Origin of the sequence: Streptomyces iakyrus, assembly GCF_000717055.1 — a bacterium.
Taxonomy (GTDB): domain Bacteria; phylum Actinomycetota; class Actinomycetes; order Streptomycetales; family Streptomycetaceae; genus Streptomyces; species Streptomyces iakyrus.
The window spans coordinates 19,944-38,410 of the sequence record NZ_JNXI01000018.1; the positions used below are offsets into that span (position 1 = coordinate 19,944).

An 18,467-nucleotide genomic window follows, 5' to 3' on the forward strand; every position below is an offset into this window, starting at 1 on the left:
TGCGGGTCGCCTCTGGCTTGTCGCGCCCTTCCCCGCGCCGCTTGCAGGGGCGTCGCGGGCACCCCTTCCCTGGTACATACCGACCGGTTAGTCTGGCGCCATTGCAGAGCCGCGACTGAGGAGACCGATGGTGGGAGCCTTTCAAGGGGCCGGAGTCGTTGTCACGGGAGCCGGCGGCGGGATCGGGGCCGCGCTCGCCCGGCGGTTCGCCGCCGAAGGGGCCCGGGTCGTCGTCAACGACCTCGACGCCGAGCGGGCCAAACAGGTCGCGGACGAGGCCGGTGGGATCGCCGTGCCCGGCGACGCCTCGGCGATCATCGGCGACGCCCGCGACGCACTCGGCGGCACCGTCGACGTCTACTGCGCCAACGCCGGTGTCGCAGCCGACGGCATCGAGCCCGGACAGCCGCTGGACGAGCGGGCGTGGGCCCGGTCCTGGGACGTGAACGTCATGGCCCATGTGCGGGCCGCGCAGATACTGCTGCCCGCCTGGCTGGAGCGCGGCAGCGGCCGGTTCGTCTCCACCGTGTCCGCCGCCGGGCTGCTCACCATGATCGGGGCGGCGCCCTACGCCGTCACCAAGCACGGCGCGCTCGCCTTCGCCGAGTGGCTGTCGCTGACCTACCGGCACCGGGGCGTGAAGGTCCACGCCATCTGCCCGCAGGGCGTGCGCACCGACATGCTCGCCGCCACCGGCACCGCGGGCGACCTGGTGCTCCGGCCGACCGCCATCGAGCCGGAGACCGTCGCGGACGCCCTGCTCCAGGGCATCGAGGAGGACCGCTTCCTGATCCTGCCGCACCCCGAGGTCGCCGCGTACCACCAGGCCCGCGCCGGTGACCCCGACCGGTGGCTGTCCGGCATGAACCGCATCCAGCAGCAGTGGGAGGAGGCCCGGTGACCGAGTCCCGTTACGCGGCCAAGCCCTGGCTCGGCCTGCTCAGCGACGCGCAGAAGGGCGCGATCAGCCCCGCGGACTCCCTCGTGCACGCCCTGCGCAGGGCCGCGGCCGAGACGCCCGGCAGTGACTTCCTGGCCTACTTCGACGGCCGGCTGACCTACCGGGAGGCCGACGAGCTCAGCGACTCCGTGGCCGGGCACCTCGCGGCCCGGGGTCTGCGGCGCGGCGACCGGGTCGCGGTGCTGCTGCAGAACTCCCCGCACTTCGTGCTCGCCTGCTGGGCGCGTGGAAGGCGGGCGCGGTCGTCGTGCCCGTCAACCCGATGTACAAGTCGGGCGAGGTGGCCCACGTCCTGCGGGACGGCGAGGTCACCGCGCTCATCTGCTCGGACCGGGCCTGGGAGTCGTACCTGCGCGCAACGGCGGCGGACTCGCCCGTGCGGATCGTGCTCACCGGATGCGAGCTGGACTTCCAGAGCCGCGGCGACGCCCGCCTGCTCACCTTCGAACGCCTGCCGCAGGCCCCGGACGCCGACGACCTGACAGCCGTCGCGCGGGCCGGGCACCAGGCGCCCGAGGACCGGGACCCCGGCCCCTCCGACATCGCGCTGATCAGCTACACCTCGGGCACGAGCGGCACGCCCAAGGGCGCCACCAACACGCACGGCAACATCATGTACAACGCCGAGCGCCAGCGGACCGGGCTCGGACTGCCCGAGCGGCCGGTGTACTTCGCGCTGGCGCCGCTGTTCCACATCACGGGCATGGTCTGCCAGCTCGGAGCCTGCCTGAACAGCGCGGGCACGCTCGTGCTGGCGTACCGCTTCGAGCCGGGCGTCGTGCTGGACGCGTTCGCCGAGCACCGCCCGCACTACACCGTCGGTCCGTCCACGGCCTTCATGGCGCTGGCGGCTCACCCCTCCGTCACCCGTGACCACTTCTCCTCCTTCCGGGTGATCTCCTCGGGCGGCGCCCCGCTGCCGCCCGCCCTGGTGGAGAAGTTCCGGGCGGGTTTCGGGCCGTACATTCGCAACGGCTACGGGCTGACCGAGTGCACCGCGCCCTGCGCCTCGGTGCCGCCCCACCTTCAGGCGCCGGTCGACCCCGCGTCCGGGACCCTCGCCGTGGGACTGCCCGGCCCCGACACGGTCGTCCGGATCGTCGACGACGCCGGCGCGGAGGTGCCCTTCGGCGAGCAGGGCGAGATCGTCGTCGCCGGCCCCCAGGTCGTGCCCGGCTACTGGCGCCGCCCCGACGCCACCGCCGCCACGTTCCCCGGCGCCGAACTGCGCACCGGCGACATCGGCTTCATGGACGAGCAGGGCTGGCTCTACGTCGTCGACCGCAAGAAGGACATGATCAACGCCTCCGGCTTCAAGGTGTGGCCCCGCGAGGTCGAGGACGTCCTCTACACGCACCCGGCGGTGCGCGAGGCCGCCGTCGTGGGGGTGCCCGACGGGTATCGCGGGGAGACGGTCAAGGCCTACATCAGCCTGCGTCCGGACGCCGACACGGACCCGGATGCACTCGCCGCCTACTGCAAGGAGAGACTGGCCGCCTACAAGTATCCGCGTCAGGTGGAGATCCTGCCGGACTTGCCGAAAACGGCCAGTGGGAAGATCCTCCGTCGGGAACTTCGTTCCCGGACGCAAGGCGACTGACAACAGAACGGAAAGGCAGGTGGCGGCAGTGCCCAGGACCACGGACTCGGACGGCACGCCCGTGCCTCAGCGGCTCCTCGCCGCCGCCACCCGGCTCTTCGCCGAGCAGGGCTACGACCGCACCTCGGTGCAGGAGATCGTCGAGGCGGCCGGCGTCACCAAGGGAGCGCTGTACCACTACTTCGGATCCAAGGACGACCTGCTGCACGAGGTGTACGCGCGCGTGCTGCGCATCCAGCAGGAGCGGCTGGACGCCGTGGCCGGTGCCGACGAGCCGGTCGAGAAGCGGCTGCGGCACGCCGCCGCCGACGTCGTGGTGACGACCATCGAGAACCTCGACGACGCCATGATCTTCTGGCGTTCGATGCACCACCTCAGCCCCGAGAAGGACAAGCAGGTCCGCGCCGAACGCCGCCGCTACCACGAGCGGTTCCGCGCGCTGGTGGAGGAGGGCCAGGAGGCGGGGGTCTTCTCCCGCGCGACTCCGGCGGACCTCGTGGTCGACTACCACTTCGGCTCGGTCCACCACCTGTCGACGTGGTACCGCCCCGACGGCCCCCTCACGCCCCAGCAGGTCGCGGACCACCTGGCCGATCTGCTGCTGCGCGCCCTGCGCCCGTAGCGGCCGCCCCCTCCTCGGCAACGGGCGGCCCGGGGGTTCCGGGCGGCTCGGACTGCCGGGGAGTCGTCAGGTGCTCGTAGGTGCCGGTGAGTTCGAGCAGTCGCCGCAGGGCCGGGCCGATGTCGTCCAGGCGGAAGGCGATGCCCTCCCGGCCCGTGGAGCGGTGGATCTGGAGCAGGGTCGACAGACCCATGGAGTCGACCGTCCCCAGCCCTCCGCAGTCCAGGTGCAGTTCTTCGACACCGCCGCCGCCGTCGAGAGCCGTCCGTACCCGCTGGAGCAGTTCCCCGCAGGTGTCGTAGTCCAGATCGCCGGTGAGGGCCAGCCGCACGGCGTGCGGGCCGGTGCCGAAGGAGGGGGTCACGGGTTCGTCCAGCGTCTCGGGGTCAGGGGCGGGCAGCGAGCGCGGTACGCCCGGCGCCGAGGATCCGGCGGGCGCGCGGGAAGTCGTGCAGCTGCTCCTCCAGCAGGTCCAGGCACGGCAGCAGCGAGCGCGCCGGCACCCGGCGGGCGGTGAGCACCTCGGCGGTCCACACGAGGAAGCCGGTGAAGACGTCGTCGGCGTCCACGTACAGGGCGGCCGTGAGGAAACCGACGACGTGGGCGATGTCCTCGGCGGTGCGCTCGCGCTGCTCGTCGCTGTAGTCCCGCATCGCGGGAATGTGCCGCTCCAGGCGCTCAAAGGTGTCCCGCACCAGCCGGGTGGAGGACCCGGCGACCAGCGTGTACTCCTGGTCGCCCAGGTGCGGCAGATCGTCGATCGCCTGATGGGCGGGGACCGGCCGGGCCGGCGGACCGGCCGCGAGCCGGTCCCCGGCGGCGCGTGCGTCGGGTGCCCAGGCGTCGGCCCCCAGCAGGCGGGCGTAGCGGCCGTCGGCACCGAAGGCGAGGCCACCGGCCATGACCGGGGTGCCGGCCGCCTGGACGGCGGTGATCGCGCTGTGCGCGAGAGGCAGCCGGGTGGGCAGCGAGCCGGACAGGCACACCGCGTCCGGCCCGGTGCGGTGGACGTGGCCGATCAGATGGGCGGTGGGGACCTGGGCGCCGAGGTAGTCCACCTGCCAGCCGCGCAGCCGCAGCGTCTCGGACACCAGGCGCGCGGGCAGGGCGTGCCACTCCTGGTCCACGCAGGCGACCGTGATCCGGCCCCGGCCGGCCGCCGGACGCCGGGCCGGCAGGACGGCGATGACCCGGTCGTTGATGGCGGTGGCGGCGTGCTCCTCGGCCACGCTCATGCGGTTGGCCGCCCACTCGATGCCGACCTTGTGCTGCACGGCGCCGATCACGTCCAGCAGCACCGACTCGGGATCGAGACCCGCGGCCAGGGCGTCGGTGACGACGTCGACGGCCGCGTACTCGTCCCCGGCCCGCACAGCGGTCCAGAGCCGGTCCGCCCAGGGAGCGGAGGCGCCCTCGTCGTGCGGTGCGGAAAGGCGGGCGCCGACACCGTGGCGGCCCGGCGCGTCGTCGAGGCCGGTGGTGCGTGTGGTCATGCCGTGTACCTGCCCCGGGTCGCCCCGTCCACCGCACTGAGGTGGGCACCCCGGGGTGCGGTGATGGCCAGCACGGCGATGTCGTCGTGGCGTCCGCCGCCGATCCACTGCGAGGTGACCATCTGGACGCGCTCCACGACCGCCTCCGCCGGCATGCCGGCGCACTCGGCCGCCGCCCGCTTGAGGCGCTCGTCTCCGAACATGGTGTCGCCCAGCGGACCGCCCCTGGCCTCGGTGACACCGTCGGTGAACAGCAGGCAGGTTTCCCCCGGCGCCAGCCGGACCCGAGCGGTCCGGGAGGTGATGGTGGGCAGCACGCCGATCAGGGTGCCGCCCGTGTCGGCCTCCTCCACCGTCCCGTCCCGCCGGATGATCAGCGGCGCGGGGTGCCCGGCGGACGTGAGCCGCAGCGCCACCTCGCGCTCCTCCCGGCGGACCGAGGCCATCACGAGCGTGGCGAAACGGGTGTGGTGGCTGGTGCGCATGGCGTTGTTCACGAGACGCAGCATCCTGGCGTGGTCGTCGGCCATCGGCAGCAGGGCGTGCAGTGTGTTGCGGATCTTGCCCGTGAGGACCGCGGCCTCCAGTCCCTTGCCGGCCACGTCCCCGAGCACGACGAGGGTCTCGGGGGAGTCCTCGGTGGGCGGGTGGACGTCGTAGAAGTCGCCGCCGATGCGCTCGGTGTCCCCGCTGGCCCGGTAGCCGCCCGCGAACTCCACGCCCTCCGTCTGCCGGAGCGTGGGCGGCAGGAGTTCCCGCATGAGGGTCTCGGAGATCGAGTTCTGCTCCGCGTAGAGACGGGCCGCCGACATCGCCGCGCCGGCCCGGGCGGCGAACAGCCCGGCCAGCGACTCCTCCGCCTCGGTGAACGCGTCCTGCTGCGCCCGGCGCAACAGGACCAGCGCCCCGGCCGGTACGCCGAGACCCGGGAGCGGCGTGATCACCAGCGAGCCGACCTCGCCGAAGCCCGCCGGGACGAGCCAATCCGGGGCCGTCGCGGGGTCGATCCACCGCGAGGGCACCGGCGGGAAGCCCCGCAGCGCCTCGGCGAGACCCGGCACGGAATCCGGCGCCTCGGCCACGGTGCTGCGGCTGAGTTCACGCCGGTGGTCGCACGCGACCACCGGCAGGGTCCTCGCCGCGGTCGGCGAGATGACCAGCGCGGCGTCCGCCAGATGCTCCGCGGCCAGGCGCGCCGTGACCTCCATGCAGCGTTCGAGGTTCAGCGAGGCCAGCAGCGCGGTGGAGGCCTCGGTGAGGAACCGGGTGCGGCCGCGCTCGGCCGCCAGCTCCGCCGCCGTGGAGCGGTGGGCGGTCTCGTCCAGCAGCCACCAGACCGTGCGGCCGTCCGCCAGGACGGACGGCTGCGCCGAGAACCACCGGTCGCCCACCTCCCCGCTGACCGGGACGGGACGGGTCCGGTCCGCGGCGGCGAGCCAGGCGGGGGAGGACAGCGGCTGCCCGGGGCGGGCGGCGGGCACCAGGGCAGCGGCCGCGTCGTTGAGCTCCGCGATGTGCCCGTCCGCGTCCAGGACCACCACCGGGCAGGGGGCGGAGGCGACGCTCACGGTGCTCACCGCACCGGTGCGGGGCCTGGCCGGGGAAGAAGTCATGTACGGGGCCCCTACGCGTGACCCACACCTCACTTTGCGAAGACGGAACTGTTCTCGGTGCACCGTCCCGCAGACCGGGTGTGCGGTGCAACCACCGGCCTCGCCCGGGGTACGGCGAAGGACGGTCCCCGGCCCGGTCACCGCCCGGAAACGGCCTCCCTACCCCGACGGCCGGTCACGAGACAGTGCGAAGTTTCACATCCCGTCCACAACCCCCGGCGGCCGCCGCCCGCCCACCGGGACGCGCGGGCGGCCGGGGGGTGGCGGCTGGGCAGAACACCCGGGAAAACACCCGGGAGAGCACCCCCACCGCCCGCACCCGCGTCACAGGTACCGCTTCAACTCCCGCCGTGCCAGCGACCGCTGGTGCACCTCGTCCGGCCCGTCCGCGATCATCAGCGTCCGAGCCCCGGCGTACAGCTCCGCCAGTGGGAAGTCCTGGCTCACCCCGCCGGCGCCGTGCAGCTGGATCGCCCGGTCGAGGATGTCCACCACCGCCCGGGGTGTGGCGATCTTGATCGACTGGATCTCGGTGTGCGCGCCCCGGTTCCCCACCGTGTCCATCAGCCACGCGGTCTTCAGCACCAGCAGCCGCAGCTGCTCCACCGTCACCCGCGCGTCCGCGATCCAGTTGTGGACGACGCCCTGCTGCGCCAGCGACTTCCCGAAGGCGTTCCGGGACACGGCCCGCCGGCACATCAGCTCGATCGCCCGCTCGGCCATGCCGATCAGCCGCATGCAGTGGTGGATCCGGCCGGGGCCGAGCCGCGCCTGCGCGATGGCGAAACCGCCGCCCTCCTCACCGACCAGGTTCGCCACCGGCACGCGCGCGTGGTCGAAGACCACCTCGGCGTGACCGCCGTGGTAGTGGTCCTCGTACCCGAACACCTGCATGGCCCGCTTGATGGTGACGCCCGGGGTGTCGTGCGGCACCAGCACCATCGACTGCTGGCGGCGGATGTCCTCCCCCTCCGGGTCGGTCTTGCCCATCACGATGAAGATCTTGCAGTCGGGGTGCATCGCCCCGGAGATGTACCACTTGCGGCCCGTGATGACGTACTCGTCGCCGTCCCGCTCGATGTGCGTGGTGATGTTGGTGGCGTCCGAGGAGGCCACGTCCGGCTCGGTCATCGCGAACGCCGAGCGGATCTCGCCGGCCAGCAGCGGCTCCAGCCACTGCTTGCGCTGCTGCTCGTCGCCGAACTGGGTGAGCACCTCCATGTTCCCGGTGTCGGGTGCCGCGCAGTTCGTCACCGTCGGCGCCAGCTGCGGGGAGCGGCCCATGATCTCGGCGAGCGGCGCGTACTGGAGGTTGGTGAGCCCGGCGCCGTACTCGGAGTCCGGCAGGAAGAGGTTCCACAGGCCCTGCCTGCGGGCCTCGGCCTTCAGCTCTTCCACCACGGGCGGGTTCTCCCACGGAGAGGCGAGCCGCTCGCGCTGCTCGTGCGCGACCGGCTCGGCCGGGTAGACGTACTCGTCCATGAAGGCGAGGAGCTTGGCGCGCAGCTCTTCGGTGCGCGCGTCGAAAGCGAAGTCCATCTGGATCAGCCCTCCTGGAGGCCTTCGTGGAGCGTGGTCAGTCCGTGCCGGACGAAGACCGGCACGAGGTCGCCGATGCGGTCGAAGCCGCGCCCGACCGTCTGGCCCAGCGTGTAGCGGTAGTGGATGCCTTCGAGGATCACGGCGAGCTTGAACCAGGCGAACGCCGTGTACCAGGAGACCGCGGAGACGTCGCGCCCCGAGCGCGCCGCGTACCGCTCGATCAGTTCCGACGGCGCCGGATGGCCGGGCGCCTCGGCGGTCGTGGAGACGGGGGACTCGGGCATGCCGAGCGGCATGCTGTACATCACCAGCAGGCCGAGGTCGGTGAGCGGGTCGCCCAGCGTCGACATCTCCCAGTCGAGGATCGCCCGGATCGAGTCGTCCTCGCCGATCAGCACGTTGTCCAGCCGGTAGTCGCCGTGGACGACGGCCGGGGCGGGGGAGCCGGGCAGCTCGCGCCCGAGGGCCGCGTGCAGCTCGTCGATGCCGTCCAGGTCGCGGTTGCGCGAGGCGTCCAGCTGCTTGCCCCAGCGCCGCAGCTGCCGGTCCAGGAAGCCCTCGGGCCGGCCGAAGTCCGCGAGCCCCACCTCGCCCGGGTCGACCGCGTGCAGCTCCACCAGCGTGTCGACGAGGTTCAGCACCGCGCCCCGGGTCCGCTCCGGACCGAGCGGGACGAGCTGGTCGGCGGTGCGGTAGGGGGTGCCGTCGACGAACTCCATGACGTAGAACGGCGACCCGAGCACCTCCTCGTCCTCGCACAGCAGCACCGGCTCCGGGACCGGCACGGCGGTCGGGTGCAGCGCGCTGATCACCCGGTGTTCGCGCTTCATGTCGTGCGCGGTGGCCAGGACGTGGCCGAGCGGGGGCCGTCTGACGACCCACCGGGAGCTGCCGTCGGAGACCGCGTAGGTGAGGTTCGACCGTCCGCCCTCGATCAGCCGGCCGGACAGCGGGCCGTTCACCAGGCCTGGCCGCTCGCGGTCGAGCAGGCCGCGCAACCGGTCGAGATCCAGTCCGGGCGGATGGTCGGGGCTCATGCGTCGCTCCTCGGGCGGGGTGGACAGTTCCCGACTCATGATGCCGACCGGTCGGTATGTCGTCCAGAGCGGGACCGAAACGTGATCGGAGCCACGATAGGCCGACGGCGTCTGCTGCGCGGCGCCGGGGAGGTTTCGGCCGGTTCGTTCAGGTCATCCGGCTTGCGGGCCGTGCGGCGAGCCCGGAAGGTCGGACCCATGAAGGCCATCAGCTACTCACGGTACGGCGGACCCGAGGTACTGGCGTTCGGGGAGGTCCGCGATCCGAAGGTCGGCCCGGACGCGGTGCTGGTGAAGGTGCGGGCGGCGGCCGTGAACCCCGTCGACTGGAAGGCCCGCGAGGGATACCTCGACGGGATCCTCGCCCCCGTCTTCCCCGTGGTGCCCGGCTGGGACGTCTCGGGCGTCGTGGTGCGGCCCGGCGTGGCCGTCTCGGAGTTCTCCGCCGGCGACGAAATCATCGGGTACGTGCGCGAGGACTTCCTCTCCCGCGGCACCTTCGCCGAGTACGTGGCCGCGCCCCTGCGCACCCTCGCACGCAAGCCGCGCAACCTCTCCTTCGAGGAGGCGGCCGGGCTGCCGCTGGTGGGGCTCACCGCCTACCAGGTGCTGATCAACGTGCTCCAGGTGAAGCGGGGCGAGACCGTCCTGGTGCACGCCGCGGCCGGGGGCGTCGGATCGATCGCCGTGCAGCTCGGCGTCCACCTCGGTGCCCGGGTGATCGGTACGGCGAGCGAATCCAACCACGACTTCGTGCGGGGCCTCGGCGGGGAGCCGGTGGTGTACGGCGAGGGCCTGGGCGAGCGGGTGCGCGGGCTGGCCCCGGAGGGCGTGGACGCCGTGTTCGACACCGTCGGCGGGGACGCGCTGAAGGTGTCGGCGAACCTGCTGGCCCCCGAGGGCCGTCTGGTGTCGATCGCCGACAACGACGTCGTCAACTACGGCGGCCGCTACTACTTCGTCCGCCCCGACCCGCAGGACCTCCAGCGGCTGGCCGACCTGGCGGAGCAGGGCGTGGTGAGCGTGCACGTCGACGCGACGTTCCCCCTGGAGCGGGCGGCGGACGCGCACCGGCTGAACCAGGAGGGCCGCACTCGCGGCAAGATCGTCGTGACGGTGGACTGGGAGACCGACGGCGAGTGAGGAGCGGTGCCTACAGCACGAGGGCGGCCCCGCACACCGCCATCGCCACCGTGCACAGCACCGCGGCCGCCGCGTGCCGGGGTGCGAAGGCCACCGGGCTCGGGGTGGCCGCGAGGGTGCGGATGCGCCGGTGGGCGACGCTCAGGAAGCCCAGCCAGAGCACACAGCACAGCGCGCCCGCCGTGACCCCGGCCGCCGACGCCCCGCCGTGCAGCACGGTCTTCACCGCGAGCACGGCGACGACCGTGCCCGACAGCGTCGTACGCCGCCACGCGAGCCGGGTCCGTTCGGGCTGCAGTCCGGGGTCGCGGTCGGGGTCCTGCCGCCGGACGGCAGGCGACGCGTTCACCCCTCCCACCCGACGAGCACCACCAGGACCATGGCGACGGCCACGACCGCGACGACGAGGCTCAGCAGCGCCGGGAAGCGGGACACCGGCAGGTCCTCGCCCCGGCGCATGGCCCGCTCGCAGCGCACCCAGTGGTTGACGGCCCGCAGCGAGCACAGCACGCCCGCGCCGAGCAGCGCGAGCGCCAGCCCGACCCGCCAGGCCCAGCGCAGGTCCGGCAGGAACTGGTCCACGGCGAACCCGCCGCCGATCAGTGCGAGCGCGGTGCGCAGCCAGGCCAGGAAGGTGCGTTCGTTGGCCAGCGAGAACCGGTAGTCGGGCGTCTCGCCGTCCTCCCGGACCTCCGCCGGCACGAACCACAACCGGACGTTCCGTACGAACTCGATCACGTGCGCGACCCTACCCGGCGTCCTGTCCGGCTCCGTCCGGGCCGTCCGACCGGAACGCCTGGAGCCGTTCGTACGCCGCCAGGCCGTCCGGCACCCACTCCCAGTCGCCGAGGCGCCGCTCGATCTCGGCCTCGGGCAGGAAGTCGTACCAGGCCACCTCTTCGGCTTGCGGCCGCACGGGCAGCTCGCAGCGCACCTCGTGGACCGCCGACCACCAGCTCTGGCCCGAGCCGTCGTCGTAGAGGAACGTGAAGAGGTGCCGCGGCTGCGGCAGGCCGCTCACGCCCAGTTCCTCCTCGGCCTCGCGCAGGGCGGCCGAGGCGTAGGACTCGCCCGTGCCGACGACCCCGCCGACGAACATGTCGTAGAGGGAGGGGAAGACCAGCTTGGTGGGGGTGCGCCGGTGCACGAAGATGCGGCCCTCGGCGTCCCGGGCCTGGATGAACACGCAGCGGTGGCGCAGCCCCCGGGCGTAGACCTCTCCGCGGGGCAACTGCCCGATGACCTGGTCGTGCTCGTCCACGATGTCGAGGATCTCGTCGGCGGCGCTCATGCCCTCATCCAAGCAGGGTGCGCGGGCACCGCCGGGGCAGGGCCCGTCAGGGCGAGGCCGGGCTCACCGCGGGTGCGGCCACCCGGGCCCGCTCCGGTGCCCCCTGCGGCATCGCCGGGTGCAGCCCCAGCAGCACGATCCCGGCGACCACGGCGAGCAGACCACCGGCCTCCCAGCCCAGGGCCATGGCGTCGGTGCGCAGCCGGTCGCCCAGGAAGCCGACGCCGCAGACGATCCCGGCGAGCGGCTGCGCCGCGGTCAGGGCGGGCAGCGACTTGCGCAGGGACGCGGTCTCGAACGCGCTCTGCACGAGGACCAGCCCCGTGACGCCCAGTGCGATGACCGCGTACGGCTCCCAGCCGGTGAGCAGCTCGGCGAGGCCGCCTTCGGAGACCTTCTGCCCGCTGACCCGGGTCAGCGCGTCCTGCACGCCGTAGAGCAGTCCGGCGGCCAGCGCCAGCAGGACCGGGCCCGAGCTGAGCCGGGACCGCTTGCCGTGCGCGGTGAGCAGCAGGGCGAGCCCGACCATGACCCCGATGATCACCCACTGCCGCACCGGATCGGCCGTCGCGGCACCGCCCTCCGGCCGGCCCGCCACGATGAACGCCGTGACGCCGCCGGCCAGCAGGAGCAGACCCGCCCAGCCCTGGCGGCCCAGCGGCTGCCGGGTCTGCTTGCGGGACAGCGCGAGCGCGAAGAGCAGGTTCGTCGCCAGCAGCGGCTCCACCAGCGAGAGCTCGCCCTGCCCCAGCGCGGCGGCGCCGAGCCCCATGCCGACCACCATCAGCGCGATGCCGCCGAGCCAGCGCGGCACCTTCACGAGGTCGATCAGCAGACGGAAGGAGAGGAAGTCGCTCAGCGGGGCACGCTGAGCCGCGTTCTGCTGGAGGACGAAGCCGAAGCCCAGACAGCAGGCGGCGCCCAGGGCGAGCGCCAGTACTGGAACCGACACGCGGTGTACCTCGATCGTCAGGTCGGGTCACGGTTGCGTAGGGGCCGACTGTACCGGCCGGCTGCGCCCGGCGTGCCCGTACGTCATGCCATCGTCGGGGGCGGTGGCAGCCCGCGCTATGACGTACGTCACAAAGGGCGAAACGGAAAAATCGGATGCTACTCACGGGTGTCTCTCCTGCCTCTCGGATCACAAAATCCTCACAAGTGGCGGGAGTTGACGCGTGTAACGCCCTGGCGGCCCTTGACGACGACCATGGGTGAGGGGTTGGCTGTGTGTGATCAGTTCATGGCAATGCGCACATAAGCGCTCCCTCTGCCGCCGTGAGCCGAAACACCAGAAGAGCGCGTGAGGAAGTCCCGCGGTGCCCCCACCCCCGCCTCCCCTCGGCCGTGGCCGCAGACGTGCCGCGCAGGCCTTCGACGAGGCCCTCGACGACGCCGACCTCATGGCCGCGCGCACCGCACTGGTGCAGGGCCGCTGGCAGAACGCCCGGTCCCTGCTGGTGCACACCGGGGACGACTGGGACCGGCGCGGTCACCGCGTCACCGTCCTCGCGCGGGAGTCCTCCTGTGCCGCGTGGGCCCGGGAGTGGTTGCTCGCCGAACCCGAGTCAGCCGACGCCGCCGTGCTGCTCGCGCTCGCCCAGGTCCGGCGGGCCCTGCACGGCAAGGCCAAGCCGGTCCGCGCCCGCGAGGCCTGCCAGGCGGCCGCGGCCCGTGCCCCCGCCGACCCCACCCCCTGGCTCGGCCTGCTCATGCTGGAGTGCGCGGTCGGCGGCGACCAGGACGTGGTCCGCACCTTCGAGGCGGTCCGCGGCCGGTACGCCGACCACCACCACGCCCACCACCTGATGGTCGCCCGGCTCGCCGCCCGCCGTACCGAGGCCGGCCCGGACCCGCTGCACGAGGTCTACGACTTCGCCAACTGGGCCGCAGAGCAGGCGCCCGCCGACTCACCGCTCGCGATCCTGCCGGTCATCGCACACGCCGAGCGCTACCGCGCGCTGGCCGCCGCGGGGCACGAACCCGCCGACCCGGCCGCCTCCGGCCACTGGACGGGCCGCCGCGCCCGGCAGGTCATGAAGGCCGCCTTCGACTGGTGGCTGGAGTGGGAGCAGGAGGGACACCCGCGGCGGCTGATCGACCTGAACTTCCTCGCCCACGCCAAGTACTGCGAGGGGCGGGGCGCCGAGGCCGCCGCCCTGTTCCACCGGATCGGCCGCCACGCCACCCCGGCGCCCTGGTCGTACCCGGACCGCGACCCGAACACCGCCTTCGCCGCAGCCCGCGCCGGCGCGCTCGGCACGGCCTGACCCCCCGACCCGAAGAGTGAGGACGCTCCCCCGATGACCACGGACAGTTCGAGAACGAGCCCGACCGCCTCCGGCGGCATCAGTACGTTCAAAGGGGAGGAGCGTGCCCTGCGCGCCGACCGGCTCGGCACCGGGGGCCTGCTGCTCTCCGTCCTCGCCGCGACCGCCCCGCTCATGGTCGTCGCGGGTGTCATGCCCACTACATTCGCGGTGATGGGCATCGTCGGCCAGCCGCTGCTCTTCGTCGTCCTCGGCGTCGTCCTGATCCTCTTCAGCATCGGATACGCCGAGATGAGCCGCCACGTCCACAACGCGGGCGCCTTCTACGCGTACATCTCCCGCGGCCTCGGCGGCACCGCCGGCGCGGGCGCCGCCCTGGTCGCCCTCGTCGCCTACAACGCGCTCCAGGTCGGCATCTACGGCATCTTCGGCTTCGAGGTCTCCGGGCTCCTCGCCACCTACGCCGACGTGGAGATCGCCTGGTGGATACCGGCGCTCGTGGCCGCGCTCGCGGTCGGGCTGCTGGGCTGGCTGAAGATCGACGTCAACGCCCGCGTGCTGGGCGTGCTGCTGGTCGTCGAGGTGCTCCTCGTCGTGATCTTCGACGTCGCTGCCCTCGCCGACCCCGGCAAGGAAGGCCTGTCGCTGCACGCCTTCAACCCCGACACCCTCACCGGCGCGGGCGTCGGCACCGCGCTGTGCTTCTGCATCGCCGCGTTCCTCGGCTTCGAGCAGGCCCCGGTCTACGCCGAGGAGACCAGCCGCCCGCACGTCCTGGTGCCGCGCGTGATGTTCCTCGCCGTGGGCGGGGTCGCCGTCTTCTTCGCGCTGAGCAGCTGGGCCCTCACCGTGGCCACCGGCCCCTCCGCGATCGTCGGCACGTCCCAGAAGCAGAGCGCCGGGCTGCTGTTCTTCCTCACCGAGTCGCGCCTCGGCGGCACCTTCACGGACGTCCTGCACGTCCTGTTCGTCACCGGCATGTTCGCCGCGCTGCTCAGCTTCCACAACGTCGTCGCCCGCTACGCCTTCGCCATGGGCCGCGAAGGCCTGCTGCCCGCCGCCTTCGGCCGCACCAGCGGCAGCAGCGGCGCCCCGGGCACCGGCTCGCTGCTCCAGACGGTCGTGGCCGTGGTGGTCGTGGCCGCCTTCGCGATCACCGACGACAAGCCGGCCGGCGACCCGACCGCGCCCGTCCTCCAGCTGTTCACCTGGTTCGGCAACATCGGCGCCCTCGGCGTGATCGTGCTGATGGCGGCGGCGTCCCTGTCCGTCGTTGTCTTCTTCGTCCGCCGCGGCGCCGCCGGCACCCAGGCCTGGCGGCTCGTCACGTCCGCGCTGGCGGGCATCGCCCTGCTGGTCATCGCCGGCTACACGGTGAAGGACTTCGAGGTGCTGGTCGGCGCGGGCCCCGACTCGTCACTGAGCTGGGTGCTGCCCGGCATCATCGGCCTCGCCGCGCTCGCCGGAGTGGTCCTCGGCCTGGTGCTGCGCGCCCGCGCCCCCGAGAAGCACGCCCGGATCGGCCTCGGCAACGAGGCGTTCCAGCTGGACAAGGCGGCCTCCTCCTGACGCGGCCCGCGTAAGAAGTGGTTACGGAAGTCTGACGAGCACCCGCGATCCCTGTCCTGCCGGGGCCGCGGGTGTTCGAATGAGTACGTGAACCAGGACGTACCCCAGGGTGTGAACGACGAGCACCCCGAAGAACGGGGCACCCCGATCGGCCGCCGCGTCTTCCTCGGCACCCTCGCCCTGGGCGCCGCGGGCGTGGTCGCCGCGCCCCCGCTGCAACGCGGCCTGGAGGCCTTCCTCGGCGGAGCGGCCGACAAGGACCCCACGGGCCTGACCGGTCTGCTCCCCAACGGCGGCGGCTTCCGCTACTACTCGGTCGCCTCGTCGGTCCCGCGCAAGAACGCCGACAGCTACCGCCTCACGGTGGACGGCCTGGTCGACCGCCCCACGACCTACACCCTCGACGACCTCAAGGCCCTGCCCCAGACCCGCATGGTCCGCGACGTCCAGTGCGTCACGGGCTGGCGGGTCCCCGACACCCCCTTCGAGGGCGTACGCCTGTCCCGGATCCTGGACGCCGCCCGGGTCCGCCCCACGGCCAAGGCCATCCGCTTCACTTGCTTCGACGGCACGTACACCGAGAGCCTCACCCTCGCCCAGGCCCGCCGCGCGGACGTCCTGGTCGCCCTGCGCATGCAGGACAAGGACCTCGGCCACTCCCACGGCGGCCCGGTCCGCCTCTACGTGGCGCCCATGTACTTCTACAAGTCCGCCAAGTGGCTCTCCGGCATCACCGTCACCGACGAGGTCCGGCCGGGCTACTGGGAGAAGCGCGGCTACGACGTCGACGCCTGGGTGGGCCGCTCGAACGGACGCGACGATGCCCCTACGAGCTGACACAGCACCGGCCACGGCCGACGTCCGCCGCTTCACCCCGCTCCAGCGCTGGATCCACCGCACCACGGCCGCCCTGATGGGCATCTGCATCATCACAGCGGCCTGCCTCTACGTCCCCCAGCTCGCCGAACTCGTCGGCCGCCGCGCCCTGGTCGTCACCCTGCACCAGTGGTCGGGCCTCGCCCTGCCCGTCCCCGTCCTGGCCGGCCTCGCCTCCCGGGCCTTCCGCGCCGACCTCGGCCGCCTCAACCGCTTCGGACCGCACGACCGCACCTGGCTGCGCGCCGCCCTGCACCGCGACAAACGCCACGCGTCCCGCCCCGCGGCCAAGTTCAACGCCGGGCAGAAGCTCTACGCGTCCTGGATCGCCGGCGCCACGCTGGTCATGCTCGCCACGGGCCTGATCATGTGGTTCACCCACCTCACCCCCCTGCTCTGGCGCACCAGCGCCACCTTCGTCCACGACTGGCTGGCCCTCACCATCGGCATCGTCCTGGCCGGCCACATCGGCATGGCCCTGGCGGACCCGGAATCCAGGAGGGGCATGCGCACGGGGAGGGTGAGCAGAGAGTGGGCAGACCGGGAGCACCCTTTGTGGCGCCAGTAGAGCGATCAGGGGCGCGGGGAACTGCGCGACAAGCCACGACGCACCCGCAGACGCACGACTACAGATCCGTCACGGCGAAGGGGCGAAATCCAGCAGCACCTTGCAGGACCGACTCCGGTCAGCGGCCAGGGCAAAAGCCGACTCGGCCTCCCGCACCGGAACCACCGCACTGATCAGCCCGTCGAACACCGGCTCCGCAGCCAGCAGCGTCAACGACTCGTCGAACTCCCCGTCGAACCGGAACGCCCCCCGCAGCTCGATCTCCCGGCTCACCACAAGGTTCCCCGCGAACGGACTGTGCCCCGCCGGAAGCATCCCCAGTTGCACGACGACCCCGCCCCGCCGCACCCGCCGCAGGCACGTGTCAAGACCCGCGGCCACCCCGGACGCCTCGATGGCCACATCGACCTCGTCCGGCCACCCACGATCCTCGGGATCATCGGCCCGTACGACCGTCCCGGCCCCGGCGATCCGCCCGTACGCGAGCGCCTCCGGCAGCAGATCCGAGACGGTGACGTGCGCGGCCCCGGCCGCCTTGGCCGCCGCGACCACCAGACACCCGATGGGCCCGGCGCCCGTCACCAGCACATGCCGCCCGGCCACCCCACCGGTCCGCCGCACCGCGTGCAGAGCGACCGACAGGGGCTCGGCCAGCGCGGCCCGCCGCAGCTCCAGACCGTCGGGCAGCGCCCGCACCTGCTCCGCAGGCACGATCACCCGGGCCGCGAAACCTCCCTGTACATGGGGAAACCGAGCCGCACTGCCGAGATACCGCGTGTCCCGGCAGACGTTGCGCCGCCCGGCCGCGCACTCCGGGCAGATTCCGCAGGGGGTGGCCGGATGCACGGCGACGGCGCTGCCCGGAGCCGGGCCCGCGGCACCGGGGCCGTACTCGACGACCGTCCCGACGACCTCGTGCCCGAGCACCATCGGCTCCCGCAGCCGGAAGTCACCGACCCCGCCGTGCCGCCAGTAGTGCAGATCGGATCCGCACACCCCGCCGTACCGCACGGCGACCAGCGCCTGCCCCGGCCCGGGCTCCGGCACCGGCAGCTCCGCCACCCGCAGGTCGCCCTGCCCGTAGATCACACACCCCAGCATCACAGCGCCTCCCGGCAGGTCACAGCACGCTCGTCATACCGCCGTCGACATACAGCACCTGCCCACTGACGAAGTCCGCCGCGGGGGAGGCGAGGAACAGCAACCCGCCCACCAGGTCCTGCGTACGGCCCCAGCGCCCGGCCGGCGTACGCCGCCGCACCCAGGAGCTGAACTCCTCGTCCTCCACCAGCGGCCGGGTCAGCTCGGTCTCGATATAGCCCGGGCCGAGCCCGTTGACCTGCACACCGCTCGGACCCCAGTCGGCGCACATGCCCTTGGTGAGCATCTTCAGCGCGCCCTTGGTGGCGGCGTACGGCGCAATCCCGGGCCGTACCACCTCGCTCTGCAGCGAGCAGATGTTGATGATCTTCCCGTGGCCGCGTTCCGTCATCCGGCGCGCCGCCTCCCGGCCGACCAGGAAGGCACTGGTCAGGTTGGTGTCCAGGATCCGGTGCCAGTCGGAGTCGGTGAACTCCAGCAGCGGGGCGCGCAGTTGCATGCCCGCGTTGTTGACGAGGATGTCGAGCGGGCCCACCCGCTCCTCCACCGCGGCGACCCCCGAGGCCACCGAGGATCCGTCCGTCACGTCGAACGCGGCCGTGTGCACCCGGTCGCCCGGCAGCCCGGCGGCGGCCTCGGCGAGCCGGTCCTTGTCGCGTCCGTTCAGGACGACCGTGCAGCCGGCCTCCGCCAGACCGCGCGCGAGCGCGAGTCCGATGCCCCGGCTGGAGCCGGTGACCAGGGCCGTGCGGCCGCCGATGTCGAAGAGGGGATGAGCCGTCAT

The 18,467-nt window shown here is 72.9% G+C and carries 18 protein-coding genes and 1 pseudogene; 8 read left to right on the forward strand and 11 right to left on the reverse strand.

The window, feature by feature from the left end; genetic code table 11:
- Positions 1-127 precede the first annotated feature (127 nt).
- From OO68_RS27455 to OO68_RS27465, 3 genes and pseudogenes are all read left to right on the forward strand, one after another.
- Complete coding sequence (locus OO68_RS27455; RefSeq protein ID WP_033311848.1) at positions 128-901, forward strand: SDR family oxidoreductase; 774 nt, start codon at positions 128-130, stop codon at positions 899-901.
- Positions 898-2,561: pseudogene (locus OO68_RS42470) on the forward strand (class I adenylate-forming enzyme family protein). The gene OO68_RS27455 and the pseudogene OO68_RS42470 overlap by 4 nt, the downstream one beginning before the upstream one ends.
- A gap of 28 nt (positions 2,562-2,589) precedes the next feature.
- Positions 2,590-3,183 carry a TetR/AcrR family transcriptional regulator gene (locus tag OO68_RS27465; protein ID WP_033311849.1) on the forward strand — a complete coding sequence of 198 codons (594 nt, stop codon included), beginning with the start codon at positions 2,590-2,592 and terminating at the stop codon, positions 3,181-3,183.
- On the opposite strand, the gene OO68_RS27470 is transcribed toward OO68_RS27465, so the two are convergent.
- The 5 genes from OO68_RS27470 to OO68_RS27490 form a co-directional block, all read right to left on the reverse strand.
- Positions 3,122-3,547, reverse strand: coding sequence for an STAS domain-containing protein (locus OO68_RS27470; RefSeq protein WP_033311850.1), 426 nt, complete (start codon positions 3,545-3,547; stop codon positions 3,122-3,124). The two genes, OO68_RS27465 and OO68_RS27470, sit on opposite strands and share 62 nt — an antisense overlap.
- Positions 3,548-3,569: 22 nt before the next feature.
- A complete protein-coding gene (locus tag OO68_RS27475; RefSeq protein ID WP_033311851.1) occupies positions 3,570-4,676 on the reverse strand; it encodes a cobalamin B12-binding domain-containing protein in 1,107 nt (368 codons plus the stop codon).
- Positions 4,673-6,289 (reverse strand): PP2C family protein-serine/threonine phosphatase, encoded by a 1,617-nt coding sequence (locus tag OO68_RS27480; protein WP_078625479.1) that lies wholly within the window; start codon positions 6,287-6,289, stop codon positions 4,673-4,675. Before OO68_RS27480 ends, OO68_RS27475 begins: the two co-directional genes overlap by 4 nt.
- A gap of 324 nt (positions 6,290-6,613) precedes the next feature.
- A complete protein-coding gene (locus OO68_RS27485; RefSeq protein WP_033311852.1) occupies positions 6,614-7,828 on the reverse strand; it encodes an acyl-CoA dehydrogenase family protein in 1,215 nt (404 codons plus the stop codon).
- A gap of 5 nt (positions 7,829-7,833) precedes the next feature.
- Positions 7,834-8,868 carry a phosphotransferase family protein gene (locus OO68_RS27490; protein ID WP_033311853.1) on the reverse strand — a complete coding sequence of 345 codons (1,035 nt, stop codon included), beginning with the start codon at positions 8,866-8,868 and terminating at the stop codon, positions 7,834-7,836.
- A 198-nt stretch (positions 8,869-9,066) separates the two neighbouring features.
- Here OO68_RS27490 and OO68_RS27495 point away from each other — a divergent pair, with 198 nt between their 5' ends.
- Positions 9,067-10,011, forward strand: a complete 945-nt coding sequence (locus OO68_RS27495; protein WP_033311854.1) for an NADP-dependent oxidoreductase — start codon at positions 9,067-9,069, stop codon at positions 10,009-10,011.
- A gap of 10 nt (positions 10,012-10,021) precedes the next feature.
- Here the strand turns inward: OO68_RS27495 and OO68_RS27500 are convergent, their stop codons facing one another.
- From OO68_RS27500 to OO68_RS27515, 4 genes are read right to left on the reverse strand one after another with little or no spacing between them, the layout of a single operon-like run.
- Positions 10,022-10,360, reverse strand: coding sequence for a DUF202 domain-containing protein (locus OO68_RS27500; protein ID WP_106974432.1), 339 nt, complete (start codon positions 10,358-10,360; stop codon positions 10,022-10,024).
- A complete protein-coding gene (locus OO68_RS27505; RefSeq protein WP_033311856.1) occupies positions 10,357-10,749 on the reverse strand; it encodes a YidH family protein in 393 nt (130 codons plus the stop codon). The genes OO68_RS27500 and OO68_RS27505 overlap by 4 nt, the downstream gene beginning before the upstream one ends.
- A gap of 10 nt (positions 10,750-10,759) precedes the next feature.
- Positions 10,760-11,302 carry an NUDIX hydrolase gene (locus OO68_RS27510; protein ID WP_033311857.1) on the reverse strand — a complete coding sequence of 181 codons (543 nt, stop codon included), beginning with the start codon at positions 11,300-11,302 and terminating at the stop codon, positions 10,760-10,762.
- Between the two features lie 46 nt (positions 11,303-11,348).
- Positions 11,349-12,254: a DMT family transporter gene (locus OO68_RS27515; protein ID WP_033311858.1), complete on the reverse strand. Its 906-nt coding sequence runs from the start codon at positions 12,252-12,254 to the stop codon at positions 11,349-11,351.
- A 364-nt stretch (positions 12,255-12,618) separates the two neighbouring features.
- On the opposite strand from OO68_RS27515, the gene OO68_RS27520 reads away from it, so the two are divergent.
- The 4 genes from OO68_RS27520 (at position 12,619) to OO68_RS27535 (ending at position 16,582) form a co-directional block, all read left to right on the forward strand.
- Entirely contained in the window at positions 12,619-13,569 is a 951-nt protein-coding gene (locus OO68_RS27520; protein ID WP_033311859.1) for a hypothetical protein, read from the forward strand.
- Positions 13,570-13,602: 33 nt separating this feature from the next.
- Positions 13,603-15,138, forward strand: a complete 1,536-nt coding sequence (locus tag OO68_RS27525; protein ID WP_033311860.1) for an APC family permease — start codon at positions 13,603-13,605, stop codon at positions 15,136-15,138.
- Between the two features lie 111 nt (positions 15,139-15,249).
- The gene (locus OO68_RS27530; RefSeq protein WP_051814838.1) at positions 15,250-15,975 is read left to right on the forward strand and encodes a molybdopterin-dependent oxidoreductase; all 726 of its coding nucleotides are present in this window, start codon (positions 15,250-15,252) and stop codon (positions 15,973-15,975) included.
- Positions 15,959-16,582, forward strand: a complete 624-nt coding sequence (locus OO68_RS27535) for a cytochrome b/b6 domain-containing protein (RefSeq protein ID WP_033311862.1) — start codon at positions 15,959-15,961, stop codon at positions 16,580-16,582. Before OO68_RS27530 ends, OO68_RS27535 begins: the two co-directional genes overlap by 17 nt.
- Before the next feature lie 69 nt (positions 16,583-16,651).
- On the opposite strand, the gene OO68_RS27540 is transcribed toward OO68_RS27535, so the two are convergent.
- Both OO68_RS27540 and OO68_RS27545 read right to left on the reverse strand, forming a co-directional pair.
- Positions 16,652-17,683 (reverse strand): L-idonate 5-dehydrogenase, encoded by a 1,032-nt coding sequence (locus OO68_RS27540; protein ID WP_033311863.1) that lies wholly within the window; start codon positions 17,681-17,683, stop codon positions 16,652-16,654.
- A 19-nt stretch (positions 17,684-17,702) separates the two neighbouring features.
- Entirely contained in the window at positions 17,703-18,467 is a 765-nt protein-coding gene (locus OO68_RS27545; RefSeq protein ID WP_033311864.1) for an SDR family oxidoreductase, read from the reverse strand.

What these genes read in the sequence shown, in the direction of transcription:
- OO68_RS27485 (WP_033311852.1), bottom strand. Translation starts at nt 7,828, where the DNA reads ATGGACTTCGCTTTCGACGCGCGCACCGAAGAGCTGCGCGCCAAGCTC.
- OO68_RS27545 (WP_033311864.1), bottom strand. Translation starts at nt 18,467, where the DNA reads ATGACGGCTCATCCCCTCTTCGACATCGGCGGCCGCACGGCCCTGGTC.
- OO68_RS27475 (WP_033311851.1), bottom strand. Translation starts at nt 4,676, where the DNA reads ATGACCACACGCACCACCGGCCTCGACGACGCGCCGGGCCGCCACGGT.
- OO68_RS27510 (WP_033311857.1), bottom strand. Translation starts at nt 11,302, where the DNA reads ATGAGCGCCGCCGACGAGATCCTCGACATCGTGGACGAGCACGACCAG.
- OO68_RS27540 (WP_033311863.1), bottom strand. Translation starts at nt 17,683, where the DNA reads ATGCTGGGGTGTGTGATCTACGGGCAGGGCGACCTGCGGGTGGCGGAG.
- OO68_RS27480 (WP_078625479.1), bottom strand. Translation starts at nt 6,289, where the DNA reads ATGACTTCTTCCCCGGCCAGGCCCCGCACCGGTGCGGTGAGCACCGTG.
- OO68_RS27495 (WP_033311854.1), top strand. Translation starts at nt 9,067, where the DNA reads ATGAAGGCCATCAGCTACTCACGGTACGGCGGACCCGAGGTACTGGCG.
- OO68_RS27490 (WP_033311853.1), bottom strand. Translation starts at nt 8,868, where the DNA reads ATGAGCCCCGACCATCCGCCCGGACTGGATCTCGACCGGTTGCGCGGC.
- OO68_RS27525 (WP_033311860.1), top strand. Translation starts at nt 13,603, where the DNA reads ATGACCACGGACAGTTCGAGAACGAGCCCGACCGCCTCCGGCGGCATC.
- OO68_RS27455 (WP_033311848.1), top strand. Translation starts at nt 128, where the DNA reads ATGGTGGGAGCCTTTCAAGGGGCCGGAGTCGTTGTCACGGGAGCCGGC.
- OO68_RS27535 (WP_033311862.1), top strand. Translation starts at nt 15,959, where the DNA reads ATGCCCCTACGAGCTGACACAGCACCGGCCACGGCCGACGTCCGCCGC.